We start from the raw sequence: 15,087 nt of genomic DNA, 5'->3' as shown, positions 1-15,087 counted from the left end.
CTGGTGCTGAGCCTCGTGCGGCCCTCGTGCGGTCGTCGTGCGGTCCTCGTGCGGGCAGCGGCACGACGCCAATCAGGCATGTTGTGAACCGGACTCCGCGTGCTGGTCCGCGGATCGCGGCTCCGCGCGCCAGGGTGACATGGGGACCGGAGCCTGTCCGGTCGTCGAGAGACGGGAGCCGTGGTGCGCCGGCGGAGCATCTACCGGGTGGGCCTGTGCGCGCTGGCGCTGCTGGCCGGATGCGGCGTGCACGTCCCGCACGTCCCCGTGCTGGAGAACCCTCGGGCAGGACGGACGTTCTACCTCAGCCCGGACGGCGACGACGGCGACGACGGCCGGGCCCCGCGGACCGCCTGGCGCACCCTGCGGCGCGCGGACGCCGTGCGGCTGCAGCCGGGCGACCGTCTGCTGCTGAAGGGCGGGACGCGCTTTCCCGGCACCCTGAGCATCGGACCGGGCGACGCCGGCAACGCCCGCAGGCCCGTCGTGATCGGTTCCTACGGGACGGGCCGTGCGGTGATCGCGGCCGCCGGCACCCGCGGCATCGGGGTCTACGACACGAGCGGGGTCGTCGTCCGCGACCTGATCGTGGCGGGCGACGCCACGTCCTACCGGTCGCAGGACGGCGTCGGGTTCGTCAGCGACCTGCCCGGAAAGCTGCCGTACCTGCGGGTCACGGGCGTCGACGTGTCGGGCTTCCGCAACGGCATCCGGCTGCACGGCGGCCGCGAGGGGTCCGGCTTCCGGGACGTGGTGGTCGACGACTGCGCGGTGCACGGCAACAGGGACGCCGGGCTCGTGTCGGACGGTCCCGCCTTCGACGCGCACGCGCCCGGGTACGCGCACGAGCGGGTGACGGTCTCGAAGGTGGTGGCGTACCGCAACGACGGGGACCCCGGGGCGGCCGGCCACAACACCGGCAGCGGCATCGTCCTCGGCAGCGTCCGCCAGGGTGTGGTGGAGGGATCGGACGCCCACGACAACGGGGCGTCGTCCTCGCCCCGGGCCGTGGAGGGCCCGGAGGGCATCTGGACGTACGACTCGACGCGGATCGTGCTGCAGCGCAACGTCGCCCACGACAACCACTCCGGGTCCCGGGTGGACGGCGGCGGGTTCGATCTGGACAACAACGTGTCCCACTCGCTGATGCAGTACAACCTGTCCTACGGCAACGACGGCGCGGGATTCCTGGCGTTCACGGCCGTCCCGGACAAGGCCCACACGGACAACACGATCCGCTACAACATCGGCCGGGACAACGCCCGCAAGCTCGCCGACTACGGCGGCATCGTGGTGGTCGGATCCCGGATCGGCAGCCTTGCGATCTACCAGAACACCGTGGTGGCGAGGGCGAACGGCTCCGTCCGCGCCCCCGCGCTGCGGCTGCGGCCCCGCCTCGGCGCGGTCTCGGTGCGCAACAACGTGTTCGTCGCCGACGGCTCCCCCGTGGTCGCGGGCCAGGGCGACTTCGGCACCTCGGAGGTGGTGATGCAGGGCAACGACTACCACAGCCCCGAGGGGCCGGGCGTGCAGTGGGGAGAGCGCCGGTACTCGGATCTGGCCGCCTGGCGGAAGGAGACGGGCCAGGAGACGCAGGGGCGGCGGGCCACCGGGACCGGGGCCGACCCGTGTCTGGCCGAGGTCCGGGTGCCGGCGGCCGGACGCGACCCGCGCGGCACCGGCCCGACCCTTGGCGCACCAACCTCCCGGTGCGCCCGGGCGCTGGCCGGGGCCGCGGTGGACCTGCGCGCCGTCGGCATCGACGCCGGTCCGGTGGACTACTTCGGGACGCCGCTGACCGGGACCCCGGGCCTGGGTGCGGTGCCGGTCGCGCCGAAGGCCTGAGACATCGTCACCCGGAAGGCGTCGCCCTGCCCCGGCTGCGGCACATGGGCGGGGCGCCCGAGGGCCCGGACGTGCCAGCCGGCCGCATGCCAGGCCGCCCGGTCGAGGGCGTTGCGCGCGTCGAGCACACGGGGCGTCCGGACCACCGTCGCCAGCTCCGCCGGGTCGAGCGCGCGGTACTGGCGCCACTCGGTCAGGTGCAGCACCAGCTCCGCGTCCCGGCACGCCGCCATGACGTCGGCGCGGTAGGCCGGGCCGGGCAGCGCCGTCCGGGCGTTGTCGATGCCCTGCGGGTCGTGCACCTGGACGTCGGCGCCCTCGGCGAGGATCTCCGCGGTGACCGCCAGCGCGGGTGAGTCCCGCACGTCGTCGCTGTCCGGCTTGAAGGTGGCCCCCAGCACGGCGACCCGCCGTCCGGCGAAGGTGCCGCCCACGAGGTGGCGGGCGAGGTCGACGGTCCGGCGGCGCTGCCGGTCGTTGATCCGGTCCATCTGGCGCAGGAAGGACACCGCCTCCCCGACCCGCAGTTCCTCGGCCCGGGCGAGGAAGGCCCGGATGTCCTTGGGCAGGCAGCCGCCGCCGAACCCGAGCCCGGCGGACAGGAAACGGCGTCCGATGCGCGCGTCGTGGCCGAGGGCGTCGGCGAGCGTCACCACATCGGCACCCGAGGCGTCGCACACCTCGGCCATGGCGTTGATGAACGAGATCTTCGTCGCCAGGAAGGAGTTGGCGGCGACCTTCACCAGTTCCGCGGTGGCGGGATCGGTGCTGATGTAGGGGACACCGGCGCGCAGCATCGGCTCGTACACGCTGCGCAGCAGCCGGTCGGCGTGGGGCGCGACGACCCCCACCACCACCCGGTCGGGACGCAGCGTGTCCTGGACGGCGAAGCCCTCGCGCAGGAACTCCGGGTTCCAGGCGACCTGGGCCTCGATGCCGGGCGGGACCTGCGCGGCCGCCCTGCGGCTGAGCGAGCGGGTGGTGCCGACCGGCACGGTCGACTTGCCGACGATCAGGCTGTCGCGGGTCAGCAGCGGAGCCAGGTGGTCGACGACCGCCTCGACATGGCCCAGGTCGGCGGCGGGGGAGTCCGGGCGCTGAGGTGTGCCGACGCAGACGAAGTGCAGGTCCGCGAAGTCGGCGGCCTCCCGCAGGGAGGTGGTGAACCGCAGCCAGCCGGATGCGGTGTTCCTGGCGAGGATCTCCTCAAGGCCCGGTTCGAAGAACGGTGCCCGGCCCGCCGCCAGGACTTCGGCCTTGCGGGCGTCGGTGTCGACGCCGAGGACCTCGTGTCCGATGTCCGCCATGCAGGCGGCGTGCACGGCCCCGAGGTATCCGGTGCCGATGACGTTCAGGCGCATGGGGATTCTCCCGTCGTGGGGCCGCCGGCGCGAGGAGGCCGGCAGGAGTACCCGTCGGGATGCAGCTCCTGGAACCGCCAGGCGTCACGGCACATGGCGGTCAGGTCGCGTGTGGTGGTCCAGTCCCAGGCCGCGGCCACCGCGCTCGGGTCGGCGACCAGCTCGGCGACGTCGCCCGCCCTGCGGCCGACGACCCGGTAGGGCACCGGACGGCCGCTGACCTCGCCGAAAGCCGCGACGAGTTGCAGCACCGAGGTGCCGGTGCCCGTCCCGAGGTTGAACACCCGCATGCCGGTGCGGTCGTCGAGGTGTCCGACGGCCACGCGGTGTCCCTCGGCCACGTCCATGACGTGGATGTAGTCCCGCACTCCGGTGCCGTCGGGCGTGGGGTAGTCGTCGCCGAAGACGCTCAGCTGCGCGCGGCGTCCCACGGCGACCTGTGCGACGTACGGCATGAGGTTGCCGGGGACGCCGCGCGGGTCCTCGCCGAGCAGGCCGCTCGGGTGGGCTCCGACCGGGTTGAAGTAGCGCAGGGCGAGCACCTTCAGCTGCGGGAGGTGGTCGCACACGTCCTCCAGGATCCGCTCGCACATCAGCTTGGTGCGGGCGTACGGGTTCGTGGGCGCCACCGGGCTGCGCTCGGTCAGCGGCACCGTGCCTGCGGCGCCGTAGACGGAGCAGGACGAGGAGAACACCAGGCGGTGCACCCGCTGCTCGTGCATGACCGCCAGCAGGGCGCAGGTGCCGGCGACGTTCGTGTCGTAGTACTCGACCGGCCGGGCCGCCGACTCCCCGACCGCCTTGTGCGCCGCGAAGTGGATGACCGCGTCGACCGGATGGGAGGAGAACACCTCACGCAGAGCCTTCCGGTCGCGCACATCGGCCCGGTAGGCGCCGGCCAGGGGCCGTCCGGCGATCTTGGCGATGCGGTCCAGCGCCTCGGAAGAGCTGTTGACGTGGTTGTCGACGACCACGACGTCATGGCCGTGGCCGAGCAGTTCGACGCAGGTGTGGCTGCCGATGAAGCCTGCGCCGCCGGTCACCAGGACCGTTTCGGGCATGGGGATACCTCGTTCCGTCAGGGGGGGCGGGCGTCAGCCCGCGATGAATCCGCGTACGTAGGTGGGGAACAGCAGCAGCGCCCAGACCAGCGGAAGGAGCGCGGCGAACCCGGTGGCCAGCGGCAGGAAGGCGGTGCGCAGGGCCCGGTGGACGCCGACGCCCGCGGACCGGGCGGTCTCGCGGATGTGCAGGGCACCCACCGCGAGCGTCACCAGCCCGTAGGACAGGGACCCCAGGAGGCAGAGGAACACATAGCCGACCGCGGGCCCGGTCAGCTCCCCGACAACGGCCGCTCCGGACAGGACGACGGTGATCAGGAGGTACGGGGCCATCAGGCGCAGCGGCAACGGCTCCATGCCGTCACGTGTCTTGGGCGTCACCTTGAAGACGACCTTCCTCGGCCGCAGGCGCTGCACGAGCGCGGCCGTGACGCCCCAGGCCACGTACGGCCAGCGGGTCAGTCCGAACAGCCACCCCTCCCAGCTCAACACCGGCGCGTCGACGGGCCGCAGCAGTCCGCGGCGCCGCAGCAGCAGCGTGAGCAGGAGCAGGAAGAACGACATGGACCAGAAGTGCAGGAGGAACGAGACGTAGTCGACGTTGATCCACGGGATGCCCGTGACCGCGGCGACCGGGGGCAGCAGCAGTCCGGCGGTCGTGGTCAGCGCCAGCATCGGGTAGTACGCGAGGGCGAAGGCGAAGCGCATTCTCAGCCGGCCGGGCATCCTGCGCAGGTGCTGCGGGAGCATGCCCAGCAGCATCGCCATCAGGCTCCGCGACCACTGGAACTCCTGGGTCACCATGGCGGCGAAGGTGAGCGGGCCGTCGCCGTGCGCCTCCGCGTCGATGGCGAACGCGCCGTGCCAGCCTGCCGAGTTCAGCAGGAAGGTGGTCGAGAAGTCCTCGGCCAGCTCGGGTCCGAGCCCGCCGATGTCGCGCAGGGCACGGGTCCGCACGGCGTAGTGGGAGCCGATGCACAGCGGTGCCAGGCCGTCCGAGTGGCCGAGCTGCATCGGCCCGTGGAAGGTGGCCTCGCGGTGCAGCCGTCCGCGGGCCGACCACGAGGTGCGGGCGTTGGCGTCGCACACACTGGGCGCTGCCACATAGCCGACCGCCGGATCGGCGAACGGCCGGACCATTTCCCTCAGATAGCCGGGCCGGGGCACATGGTCGACATCGAGCTGGGCCACCACGTCGTAGTCCCGGTATCCCCAGTGGTCGTAGAAGTGGGCGAGGTTGCCCTCCTTGCACCGGGTGCGGCGGGGCCAGGCGTCGCGGTGGTAGGCGGCGGCATCGCGCCGGCAGGACACGCGCACGCCGCGGGCCGCGCACCAGTCCAGGATCTCCCGGCCGGGGTCCTCGTCGCACAGCCAGACGTCGTACGGGTGGGGGAAGTCCTGGCGCAGCATGGCGCTCAGGGTGGCGCGCGCGACCTCCGGGGGCTCGGAGGGGGCCCGGGTCACCACGAACGCGGTGCGCAGCCGGGGCACGTCGACGGCGGGGTCGAAGACGCGCAGGCGCAGCACCACGACGACGAAGTACATCGGCAGCAGGGACAGATACAGCAGCAGCGCGCTGTTGACGGCGAAACCCGTCCAGCCGACGCGGTGCTCCGGACGCGCCCACCACTCCCAGAACCCGACGAGGGCGGCCAGCCAGCCCGTCGCGAGCAGCACCGCCAGGACCCGGTCCGCCGGGCGCAGCCGGGGAATCCAGGCCCCGGGCGCCGGTGCGAGAGATCTGCGTGCAAGGCCGAAGACGGGGCCGTCGGCCGGCGCGTCGATGACATTGCCCGACGACAGGACCCGCAGGTGGGTCCTCAGCTCCGCGTCGGTGTCCGGCGACCGAACCACGCCGGTGTCGGGCGGCGGAGCCACGCCGGTGTCAGGCGGCGGAACCGTGTCGTGGGTGGTGGCTGCCGTGAGGCGGTGATCCGTCCGGGTCACGAGGCCACGGGGGTCGCACCGTGCAGGCGGGGCCGCGCGGCGGACACGCCGTCCTGCTGCCCGCCCCGGATCGCCGCGAGGGCGGCGGCGACGTCGCCGGGCCGGCCCGCGAACCAGCGCACCGTGCGCCGCAGTCCGTCCTCGATGTCCACCTCGGGGACCCAGCCGAGACGCTCCCGGGCCCGGGCGATCACCGGCCGCCGCCGGGCGGGGTCGTCGGCCGGCAGCGGATGGAACTCGACCTCGGCCCGGGAACCCGTCAGGCCGAGCACGAGGCCGGCCAGCTGGAGCACGGTCAGCTCGACGGGATTCCCGAGATTCACGGGCCCTGGTTCGTCACCGTCCAGCATGGCGATGATTCCGCGCACCAGGTCGTCGACATAGCAGAAACTGCGGGTCTGCTTTCCGTCGCCGTAGACGGTCAGTGGCTCACCGGCGAGGGCCTGGACCACGAAACTGGAGACGACCCGTCCGTCGTGCGGACGCATGCGCGGACCATAGGTGTTGAAGATCCGGACGATTCCGGTGTTCGTTCCGCGATGGGTCCGGTGGGCCTGTGTCAGTGCCTCGGCGAATCTTTTCGCCTCGTCGTAGACGCTGCGCGGGCCGATCGGATTCACATGCCCCCAGTACGTCTCGTCCTGCGGATGGACTTCGGGGTCTCCGTACACCTCGCTCGTGGAGGCGAGTACGAAGCGCGCGTCGTGCCGGGCTGCGAGCCGGAGCGCGTTCTCGGTGCCGCGGCTGCCCACGGCGAGCGTCTCCAGCGGACGTCGCAGGTAGTCGGGGGGCGACGCGGGGCTGGCCAGGTGGGCCACCGCGTCCAGCGTCCCCCGCGCGTCGACCGACCGGCTGACGTCCCCGCGGACGAGTTCGAAGGCCGGATTCCCAAGAAAAGGGGCGATGTTCGCGGGGTCGCCGGTGGAGAAGTCGTCCAGACACACGACCTCGTCACCGCGTCGAAGGAGGGCCTCGCATAGGTGCGAGCCGAGAAATCCGCCGCCACCTGTCACGGCCACACGCATGAATTCTCCTGGATTCACGAAGGATTCCGTCGCTCCGCCCGGCACCGGGCGGGGACGGCCGTTTGCCAGGACTGGAGACGGCCTTTGCCGCGGCCGCGAATTCACCTTATGTGCGTAAGCAGAACCTTCCGGAGAACGACAAGTCGGGCTGCGCCGATCAGCCGGTACCGCCCGGCGGGGGAAAACGCGTGGTGCGGTCCCGCCATCTCCGGGATGCGGCGGGTGCGGGCGCCTGCGCGGGGGTTCATCCCTGGGTATGACGGCACCCGCGTGTCGGCCCGGTCCGCAGCACCGGACCGGGCGGCACACGGGTGCGGTCCCCCGTCAGAGCGTGGGCGTCGCCCCGCTGCCCGCGAGGACCTCCGGCCGGAGCAGCTCCGCAAGCCGTCCGGCGGGCAACAGGCCCTTCTCCAGCACGAGTTCGGCCACGCCCCGGCCGGTGACGAGGGCTTCCTTGGCGATGTCGGTGGCGGCCGTGTACCCGATGTGCGGGTTCAGGGCCGTGACCAGGCCGATGGAGTTCTCGACGGTGGCGCGCAGCCGCTCGGTGTTGGCGGTGATGCCGACCACGCACCGCTCGGCGAGCGTGAGGCAGGCCCTCTGCAGGTGGGTGATGCTCTCCGACAGGGAGTGCAGGATGATCGGCTCGAAGGCGTTGAGCTGGAGCTGTCCGGCCTCGGCCGCCATGGTGATGGCGACGTCGTTGCCGATCACCTCGAAGGCGACTTGGTTGACGACCTCGGGGATCACCGGGTTGACCTTGCCGGGCATGATCGACGAACCGGCCTGCACCGGGGGCAGGTTGATCTCGCCGAGGCCGGCGCGCGGCCCGGAGGAGAGCAGCCGCAGGTCGTTGCAGCTCTTGGAGAGCTTGACGGCGATCCGCTTGAGCACGCCGGACATCTGGACGAAGGCACCGCAGTCCTGGGTGGCCTCGACGAGGTTGGCCGCGGTGACCAGGGGCAGCCCGGTGAGGGCGGCGAGGTGCCGGCGGGCGGCCTCGGCGTAGCCGGCCGGGGCGTTGAGGCCGGTGCCGATGGCCGTGGCGCCCAGGTTGATCTCGTGGATCAGCTCGACCGCCTCGGCGAGGCGGCTGCGGTCCTCGTCCAGCATGACGGCGAACGCCGAGAACTCCTGGCCGAGGGTCATGGGCACCGCGTCCTGGAGCTGGGTGCGGCCCATCTTCAGCACGTCGCGGAACTCGACGGCCTTGCCGGCGAAGGCGTCCTGGAGGACGGCCATCGCCTTGAGCAGGCCGCGCACCGCGAACACCGTCGCGATCTTGACGGCGGTCGGGTAGACGTCGTTGGTGGACTGGCCGAGGTTGACGTCCTCGTTGGGGTGCAGATGTGCGTACTGCCCCTTGGCGTGCCCGAGCAGTTCCAGCGCGCGGTTGGCGACGACCTCGTTGGCGTTCATGTTGGTGGACGTGCCGGCGCCGCCCTGGATGACGTCGACGACGAACTGGTCGTGCAGCCGGCCGGCGCGGATCTCCCGGCAGGCGGCGACGATCGCGTCCGCCTTCTCGGGCGCCAGCAGGCCGAGTTCGGCGTTGGCGAGGGCGGCGGCCTCCTTGACGGCGGCCAGGGCGTCGATCAGGTGCGGGTAGGCGGAGATCGGGGTGCCGGTGATGGGGAAGTTCTCCGTCGCGCGCAGGGTATGGACTCCCCAGTACGCGTCGGCGGGGACGTCGCGATCGCCGAGCAGGTCGTGTTCACTGCGGGTGGCGGCGGTCATGAGAGTACGGGTCCTCTTTCTGAGGTACGGAGGTGACAGCGCCCCTGAAAGGGGCGCGGGGAACTGCGCGACCAGCCACGACGGGCCCGCAGTTCCAGAACGGCTCGCCCGGCGGAGCTACGCGCAGACGGTGAGCGGAACCGGATCCAGCGCACGCACCGGCCGTACGCAGCCCACCGGCTCCCCTCCCCCGAGCAGCGGTTCGCCCGCGAACGCGGTGAGCAGCTCCGGGTCGACGCCCGCGCGAGCGAGCGCGGCCGCGGCGACCGGGACCCGCGCGCGGTTCGCGCCGTCGGCGATCTTGACGGCGATGGCGCGGCCGTCGGGCAGCGCGGCCACCTGGACGCCTTCGAAGCCGTCCTTGGCGAGCAGCCCGGGGACGGCGCGCATCAGCGCCGAGACGTCGCGTCCCGAGCCGGAGGCCATCTCGGCGTGCTCGCGCATGGCGTCGGCCACCCGGGCCTCGGGCGTGCCCGGTGCGGCCGTGGTGATGCGGGCGGCGGCACGGGCGAGGCCGTGCAGGGAGATGGAGAACAGCGGCGCGCCGCAGCCGTCGACGGTGACCCGGGCGATCCGCTGCCCCGTCAGGTCCTCGACGATCTCGGCGACGGCCTGCTGGAGCGGGTGCGCCGGGTCCAGATAGTCCGCCAGGGACCAGTTGTTGAGCCGGGCGGTCCACAGCATCGCCGCGTGCTTGCCCGAGCAGTTCTGGGCGAGGCGGGAGGGGAGCCGGCCCTCGCGGACCCAGGTGTCCCGTACGACGGGGTCGTACGGCATGTCGGGGACGTTGCGCAGGTCGTCCTCGCCGAGCCCGGCCAGTTCGAGGATCCGCCGGGTGCCGGCGAGGTGGCGCTCCTCGCCGGAGTGGCTCGCGGCGGCCAGCGAGAGCAGCTCGCCGTCGAGCGGCAGCCCGGCCCGCAGCATGGCCACGGCCTGGACGGGCTTGAGGGCCGAGCGCGGGTAGAACGCGGCCTCGATGTCGCCGAGCTGGAACTGGACCTGGCCGTCGGCGCCGAGGACGACGACGGAGCCGTAATGGATGCCCTCGACCACTCCCCCGCGGACGAGGTGGGCGACGGGGGCGTGGAGGGGTTCACGGACGACGGGTGCGGCCGCGGGGGAACTGCTGTACATGGCTGCCTGCGGGTCGGGGAGCGCTGCGCGGGTCACGCGTCGGCTCCGGTGGTGGAGGAGCGCGCTATTCGGCCGCGGATGGCGTACCAGCCCGCGACCAGCGCACCGACGATCAGCGGCAGGCACAGCACGGTGGTGCGTCCGGCGCCGCCGTCGGCGTACATGAGGACCAGGACGGAGGCGAGGAACGCCAGCGTCACCACTTCGGTCCAGGGGGAGCCCGGCAACCGGTAGGAGGGCCGGGCCAGTTCGCCCTTCTGGGTCTTCTGCCAGAAGAACAGGTGACAGATCATGATCATGCCCCAGGTGGCGAGGATGCCGATCGCCGCGAAGTTCAGGACGATCTCGAAGGCGTCCGCCGGGACGACGTAGTTCAGGCCGACGCCGAGGACACACATACCGCTGGTGAGCAGGATCCCGCCGTACGGGACCTGGCTGCGGCTCATCCTCGCGGTGAACTTCGGGGCCGAGCCGCTGACCGCCATGGAGCGCAGGATGCGGCCGGTGGAGTACAGGCCGGAGTTGAGCGAGGACATGGCCGCGGTGAGCACGACCAGGTTCATCACGTCGCCTGCTGCGGGGACGCCGACGTGGGACAGGACCGTCACGAAGGGGCTCTCGCCGGCCTTGTACACGTTCCAGGGCAGGAGCATCGAGAGCAGGACGACCGAGCCGACGTAGAACAGGCCCACGCGCCACATGATCGAGTTGATCGCCTTCGGCATGATCTTCTCGGGGTTCTCGGTCTCCCCCGCCGCGACGCCGACCAGTTCGACGGAGGCGTAGGCGAAGACGACGCCCTGGATGATCAGCAGCATGGGCAGCAGGCCGTTCGGGAAGACGCCGCCGTTGTCGGTGATCAGGGACGGGCCCGGGTGGTGGCCGTCGACGGGGTGCTGAGTGGCCAGCAGGTAGATGCCGATGCACATGAAGATCACCAGTGCGCTGACCTTGACGATCGCGAACCAGAACTCCAGTTCGCCGAAGATCTTCACCGAGATCAGGTTCACGGTGAGGACGACGGCCAGGGCTATCAGGGCGATCACCCACTGCGGGATGTCGGAGAACATGCCCCAGTAGTGGGTGTAGGTGGCCACGGCCGTGATGTCGGCGATGCCGGTGGTCGCCCAGTTCAGGAAGTACATCCAGCCCGCGGTGTAGGCGCCCTTCTCGCCGAGGAACTCCCGGGCGTAGGACACGAAGGCACCGGAGGAGGGGCGGTAGAGGACGAGCTCGCCGAGGGCGCGCACGACGAGGAAGGCGAAGACGCCGCAGACGGCGTACGCCACGAACAGGGACGGTCCGGCGTCGGCGAGCCTGCCGCCCGCGCCGAGGAAGAGGCCGGTGCCGATGGCACCGCCGATGGCGATCATGTTGACGTGCCGGTGCTTCAGCGACTTGCTGTACCCGGCGTCTCCGGCGTCGACATGGCCGGACGAGGTGCGCGTCTCGTCTTTGAGGTGCTGCTCGCTCACGCCTCGGGTCCGCCTTCCGTGGGGAGGTCCGTGCGCGCGGGGCGCACGATGTCGGTGAGGGTCGTCTCGACGCGGTCGAGGTGGTGGCTCATGGCCTCGACGGCGTCGTGCTCGGAACCGTCGACCAGCGCTTCGACGATCGCCCGGTGCTCGCGGTTGGACTGCTCTCGGCGCCCGCCCAGCTCGTTGAGGAAGGCCGACTGACGCGCCAGTGCGTCGCGGATCTCCTCGATGACCCGGCGGAAGACCGGGTTCTGGGCGGCTTCGGCCACGGCGAGGTGGAAGAGGGTGTCCATCGCGACCCACGCGGTGGTGTCCGTCTCCCGCTCCATGCGGTCCAGGAGGTGGGCCAGGTGGTCCAGGTTCTCCGGGGTGCGGCGCACGGCCGCGTAGCCGGCCACCGGGATCTCGATGTGACGGCGCACTTCGAGCAGGTCGCTGGCCGCGTAGTCGCCGAAGGTGGGGTCCTCGACGGCACTGGCCACGACGAAGGTGCCCTTGCCGGTACGGGAGACCGTCAGGCCCATCGTCTGCAGCGCGCGCAGCGCCTCGCGCAGGACGGGCCGGGACACCTCGAGGGTGCGGCACAGCTCGGCCTCGGAGGGGAGCTTGTCGCCTATGGCGTACTCGCCGCGTTCGATGGCGCCGCGGAGGTGGCCGAGGACCGCTTCCATGGCGCTGACGCGCCGCGGTGCGAGGCCACCTGTCTGGCTGTCTGACAGGTTCACGGGAGCGATCCTGCGGGTTGCATCAAGGAACTGTCAAGGCATCGCGCATGGAAACATGCACGGGGTGCGGTGCCTGAATACAGGCATCCGCACCCCGCGGGTGAGCAGAGGCTTCGCTCAGCCGTTGAGCGTGCCCGAGGCGAGCAGGCCGATCAGGCCCACGCCGATCACGATCCGGTAGATCACGAAGGCGTTGAAGGAGTGCTTGGCGACGAACTTCAGCAGCCAGGCGATGGAGGCGTAGGCGACCACGAAGGACACGATGGTGCCGACGGCCAGCGGGGCGGCACCGACGCCCGCACCGAGGGCGTCCTTCAGCTCGTAGATGCCCGCGCCGGTCAGGGCCGGGATGCCGAGGAAGAAGGACAGGCGGGTGGCGGCGACGCGGTCGAGGTCCAGGATCAGCGCGGTGGACATGGTGGCGCCGGAGCGGGAGAAGCCGGGGAAGAGCAGGGCGAGGATCTGCGAGCAGCCGACCAGCATCGCGTCCTTGAACGAGGTGTCGTCCTCACCGCGCTTGTGCCGGCCCATCTGGTCCGCCGCCCACATCACACCGGAGCCGACGATCAGGGAGCCGGCGACCACCCAGAGCGAGGCGAGCGGCCCGTCGATCAGCGGCTTGGCGGCCAGGCCCACCACGACGATCGGAATGGTCGCGTAGATCACCCACCAGGCGAACTTGTAGTCGTGGTGGTAGCGCTCCTCACGGTTGGTCACGCCGCGGAACCAGGCGGACATGATCCGCTTGATGTCCTTGAAGAAGTACACGAGTACGGCGGCGATGGCGCCGACCTGGATGACGGCGGAGAACCCGACGACGGACTTGTCGTCGACGGGGATGTTCATGAGCCCCTCGGCGATCTTGAGGTGGCCGGTGGAGGACACGGGGAGGAACTCGGTCACCCCCTCGACCACTCCGAGGACGACCGCTTGACCGACGGTGATGGCGCTCATGGGATCCAGTTCTGAGGAAAGTTGGTCGACAGTGTTGTAGACAGTACTTGCTGCGGGCGACCCTGCGCCACGCCCCTACGCCCAGAGGACTCCGGCCAGAAAAACCCCGGCGAATGCCGCTCCGAGCCCCGCCACCACGCTCGCGACGACGTTGGCGGCAGCGTAGAGGCCCGAACCGGCCTCGGTCAGCCGCAGAGTCTCGTAGGAGAAGGTCGAGTACGTCGTCAGGGCGCCGCACAGCCCGGTGCCGAGCAGCAACTGCAGGTGTGGGCCCGCGACTCCGGCCGAGACGGCACCGGTCAGCAGACCCAGAATCAGACAGCCCGTGACATTCACCACGAAGGTGCCCCAGGGGAAGACGGAGTCGTGGCGGGCCTGGACCGCCCGGTCGGTGAGATAGCGCAGGGGTGCGCCGACCACGGCCCCCGCGACGACCAGCAGCCAGTTCACAATGACTTCTTACCCTTCGGGTCCGCTTCGTCCGGGCCTGCCCCACGGCCCACGTACCGCACGACCTCGCACTCCTCCAGGGTCACGAGGCCTTCGCCGACGAGTTCGTCCAGCTGCGGCAGGAACGCCCGGATCCGCTCCTCGGTGTCCACGACGACGATCGCCACCGGCAGGTCCTCGCTCAGGGACAGCAGCCGCGCGGTGTGGATGCGGGAGGAGGCGCCGAAACCCTCGATGCCGTGGAAGACGCTGGCCCCGGCGAGACCGGCGGAGTGCGCGCGGTGCACGATCTCGGTGTAGAGGGGCCTGTGGTGCCAGGTGTCGTCCTCGCCGATGTAGACGGTCAGCCGCAGGGCCCGGCCGGTGAGTGCCGTCACCGCTGCCTCCGGGTGAAGACCAGGCGGGCGGCGGCCGAGGCCAGCCACACCGCCGCGAGGGCCGCGACGAGGGTCGCGGCGAGGTAGGCCAGCCCGGTGCGGGGACGGCCGGCGTCGACCAGCTTGCGGATGTCGACGGCGTAGGTGGAGAACGTGGTGAAGCCGCCGAGCACGCCGGTACCGAAGAAGGGACGGACGAGGCGGTGGGCGGCCCACACGTCGGTGATCAGCACCATGAACACGCCGATCACGGCGCAGCCGACGACGTTGGTCCAGAAGGTCGCCCAGGGGAAGCCGCCCGCCGGGGTGGGCCATGCCAGGGTGAGCGCGTAGCGCGCCGCCGCGCCGAGGGCGCCACCCACGGCGACCATCGCGACGACGGGGGCCTGCGTGCGCCACTCCGACCGCCGTGGCGGCTCGGGGTGCACGCGGACGCTCTCGGCTTCCGGGGCTGTCATGCTCGCACGTCTCCTGTTCGGGCCTGCCCCGATGGGTGATCACGGCCGGGCACCAGGGTACCGCCGTGTCACCCGCCGGTGCCCACGCGCCGGGTCGGCGCCCGGCTGCCGCGACGGAAGCCGTCAGGGGCGGCAAGCCCGCGAGGGACGGGTCGGCACTGGCTGGGGGCGGAGTCCGGCGCGGGGCGGAAACCAGTAGGGGGCGGAGTCCGGCGCGGGGATGGGCGGGGCGCCGCTCACCAGCCCTTCTCGAACATGCGGGCCACTTCGGCGATGCGGATCTCGTCGCGCCGGTAGTGGGTGCGGTAGCGGATCCGGCGGGCCTGCAGCAGGCCGAGGCGGCTGAGGAAGTCGAGGTGGGCCGCGGCCGTCCTGCGGGACACACCCAGCTTGGCCGCCACCACCCGCGCGGTCACGCCCGTCTCGGCGGGATCGCCGTGGCAGCGCACCGCCGGGAAGTGGACCGCCGGGTCCTTGAGCCAGTCCAGGATGGTCTGCCGCGTGCGGCCCGAGGGAGTCCTCATCATCCGTCCCG

Annotated in this window: 14 protein-coding genes; 1 reads left to right on the top strand and 13 read right to left on the bottom strand. The window is 71.6% G+C overall.

The annotated features are described in order from the left end of the window. The first annotated feature begins 183 nt into the window (after positions 1–183). Positions 184–1,845: a right-handed parallel beta-helix repeat-containing protein gene (locus tag ACFZCP_RS08060; protein WP_391425136.1), complete on the top strand. Its 1,662-nt coding sequence runs from the start codon at positions 184–186 to the stop codon at positions 1,843–1,845. Here ACFZCP_RS08060 and ACFZCP_RS08055 read toward each other — a convergent pair. The 13 genes from ACFZCP_RS08055 to ACFZCP_RS07995 all read right to left on the bottom strand — a co-directional run bounded on the left by ACFZCP_RS08055 (position 1,779) and on the right by ACFZCP_RS07995 (position 15,079). Further along, the gene (locus ACFZCP_RS08055; RefSeq protein WP_391425134.1) at positions 1,779–3,206 is read right to left on the bottom strand and encodes a nucleotide sugar dehydrogenase; all 1,428 of its coding nucleotides are present in this window, start codon (positions 3,204–3,206) and stop codon (positions 1,779–1,781) included. The genes ACFZCP_RS08060 and ACFZCP_RS08055 overlap by 67 nt on opposite strands. After that, on the bottom strand, positions 3,197–4,267 hold the full coding sequence (gene galE, locus ACFZCP_RS08050) for a UDP-glucose 4-epimerase GalE (RefSeq protein ID WP_391425132.1): 1,071 nt from the start codon (positions 4,265–4,267) through the stop codon (positions 3,197–3,199). The genes ACFZCP_RS08055 and galE overlap by 10 nt, the downstream gene beginning before the upstream one ends. Positions 4,268–4,300: 33 nt before the next feature. Beyond that, entirely contained in the window at positions 4,301–6,145 is a 1,845-nt protein-coding gene (locus ACFZCP_RS08045; RefSeq protein ID WP_391425505.1) for a glycosyltransferase, read from the bottom strand. Between the two features lie 65 nt (positions 6,146–6,210). Beyond that, positions 6,211–7,239 carry an NAD-dependent epimerase/dehydratase family protein gene (locus ACFZCP_RS08040; RefSeq protein WP_391425130.1) on the bottom strand — a complete coding sequence of 343 codons (1,029 nt, stop codon included), beginning with the start codon at positions 7,237–7,239 and terminating at the stop codon, positions 6,211–6,213. A gap of 324 nt (positions 7,240–7,563) precedes the next feature. Next, a complete protein-coding gene (gene aspA / locus ACFZCP_RS08035) occupies positions 7,564–8,976 on the bottom strand; it encodes an aspartate ammonia-lyase (protein WP_391425129.1) in 1,413 nt (470 codons plus the stop codon). A 117-nt stretch (positions 8,977–9,093) separates the two neighbouring features. Further along, complete coding sequence (locus ACFZCP_RS08030) at positions 9,094–10,110, bottom strand: asparaginase (RefSeq protein ID WP_362684317.1); 1,017 nt, start codon at positions 10,108–10,110, stop codon at positions 9,094–9,096. A gap of 32 nt (positions 10,111–10,142) precedes the next feature. Next, on the bottom strand, positions 10,143–11,585 hold the full coding sequence (locus ACFZCP_RS08025; RefSeq protein WP_391425127.1) for an amino acid permease: 1,443 nt from the start codon (positions 11,583–11,585) through the stop codon (positions 10,143–10,145). Beyond that, positions 11,582–12,259 carry a FadR/GntR family transcriptional regulator gene (locus ACFZCP_RS08020; protein WP_362684320.1) on the bottom strand — a complete coding sequence of 226 codons (678 nt, stop codon included), beginning with the start codon at positions 12,257–12,259 and terminating at the stop codon, positions 11,582–11,584. The genes ACFZCP_RS08025 and ACFZCP_RS08020 overlap by 4 nt, the downstream gene beginning before the upstream one ends. Before the next feature lie 171 nt (positions 12,260–12,430). After that, the gene (locus tag ACFZCP_RS08015; RefSeq protein WP_362683525.1) at positions 12,431–13,267 is read right to left on the bottom strand and encodes an undecaprenyl-diphosphate phosphatase; all 837 of its coding nucleotides are present in this window, start codon (positions 13,265–13,267) and stop codon (positions 12,431–12,433) included. A 75-nt stretch (positions 13,268–13,342) separates the two neighbouring features. Continuing rightward, on the bottom strand, positions 13,343–13,717 hold the full coding sequence (gene crcB / locus ACFZCP_RS08010; RefSeq protein WP_391425124.1) for a fluoride efflux transporter CrcB: 375 nt from the start codon (positions 13,715–13,717) through the stop codon (positions 13,343–13,345). After that, on the bottom strand, positions 13,714–14,094 hold the full coding sequence (locus tag ACFZCP_RS08005; RefSeq protein WP_391425122.1) for a DUF190 domain-containing protein: 381 nt from the start codon (positions 14,092–14,094) through the stop codon (positions 13,714–13,716). Before ACFZCP_RS08005 ends, crcB (ACFZCP_RS08010) begins: the two co-directional genes overlap by 4 nt. Then, positions 14,091–14,552 carry a fluoride efflux transporter CrcB gene (crcB, locus tag ACFZCP_RS08000; protein ID WP_391425120.1) on the bottom strand — a complete coding sequence of 154 codons (462 nt, stop codon included), beginning with the start codon at positions 14,550–14,552 and terminating at the stop codon, positions 14,091–14,093. Before crcB (ACFZCP_RS08000) ends, ACFZCP_RS08005 begins: the two co-directional genes overlap by 4 nt. A 236-nt stretch (positions 14,553–14,788) precedes the next feature. After that, positions 14,789–15,079 carry an ArsR family transcriptional regulator gene (locus ACFZCP_RS07995; RefSeq protein WP_391425118.1) on the bottom strand — a complete coding sequence of 97 codons (291 nt, stop codon included), beginning with the start codon at positions 15,077–15,079 and terminating at the stop codon, positions 14,789–14,791. Between the last annotated feature and the right edge of the window lie 8 nt (positions 15,080–15,087).

It is taken from the genome of Streptomyces sp. NPDC007971, from assembly GCF_042958635.1.
GTDB lineage: Bacteria > Actinomycetota > Actinomycetes > Streptomycetales > Streptomycetaceae > Streptomyces.
This window is presented reverse-complemented; position numbering and strand designations above follow the sequence as displayed.

What these genes read in the sequence shown, in the direction of transcription:
- ACFZCP_RS07995 (WP_391425118.1), bottom strand. Translation starts at nt 15,079, where the DNA reads ATGATGAGGACTCCCTCGGGCCGCACGCGGCAGACCATCCTGGACTGG.
- ACFZCP_RS08020 (WP_362684320.1), bottom strand. Translation starts at nt 12,259, where the DNA reads ATGGAAGCGGTCCTCGGCCACCTCCGCGGCGCCATCGAACGCGGCGAG.
- ACFZCP_RS08040 (WP_391425130.1), bottom strand. Translation starts at nt 7,239, where the DNA reads ATGCGTGTGGCCGTGACAGGTGGCGGCGGATTTCTCGGCTCGCACCTA.
- crcB (WP_391425120.1), bottom strand. Translation starts at nt 14,552, where the DNA reads ATGACAGCCCCGGAAGCCGAGAGCGTCCGCGTGCACCCCGAGCCGCCA.
- galE (WP_391425132.1), bottom strand. Translation starts at nt 4,267, where the DNA reads ATGCCCGAAACGGTCCTGGTGACCGGCGGCGCAGGCTTCATCGGCAGC.
- ACFZCP_RS08055 (WP_391425134.1), bottom strand. Translation starts at nt 3,206, where the DNA reads ATGCGCCTGAACGTCATCGGCACCGGATACCTCGGGGCCGTGCACGCC.
- ACFZCP_RS08030 (WP_362684317.1), bottom strand. Translation starts at nt 10,110, where the DNA reads ATGTACAGCAGTTCCCCCGCGGCCGCACCCGTCGTCCGTGAACCCCTC.
- aspA (WP_391425129.1), bottom strand. Translation starts at nt 8,976, where the DNA reads ATGACCGCCGCCACCCGCAGTGAACACGACCTGCTCGGCGATCGCGAC.
- ACFZCP_RS08015 (WP_362683525.1), bottom strand. Translation starts at nt 13,267, where the DNA reads ATGAGCGCCATCACCGTCGGTCAAGCGGTCGTCCTCGGAGTGGTCGAG.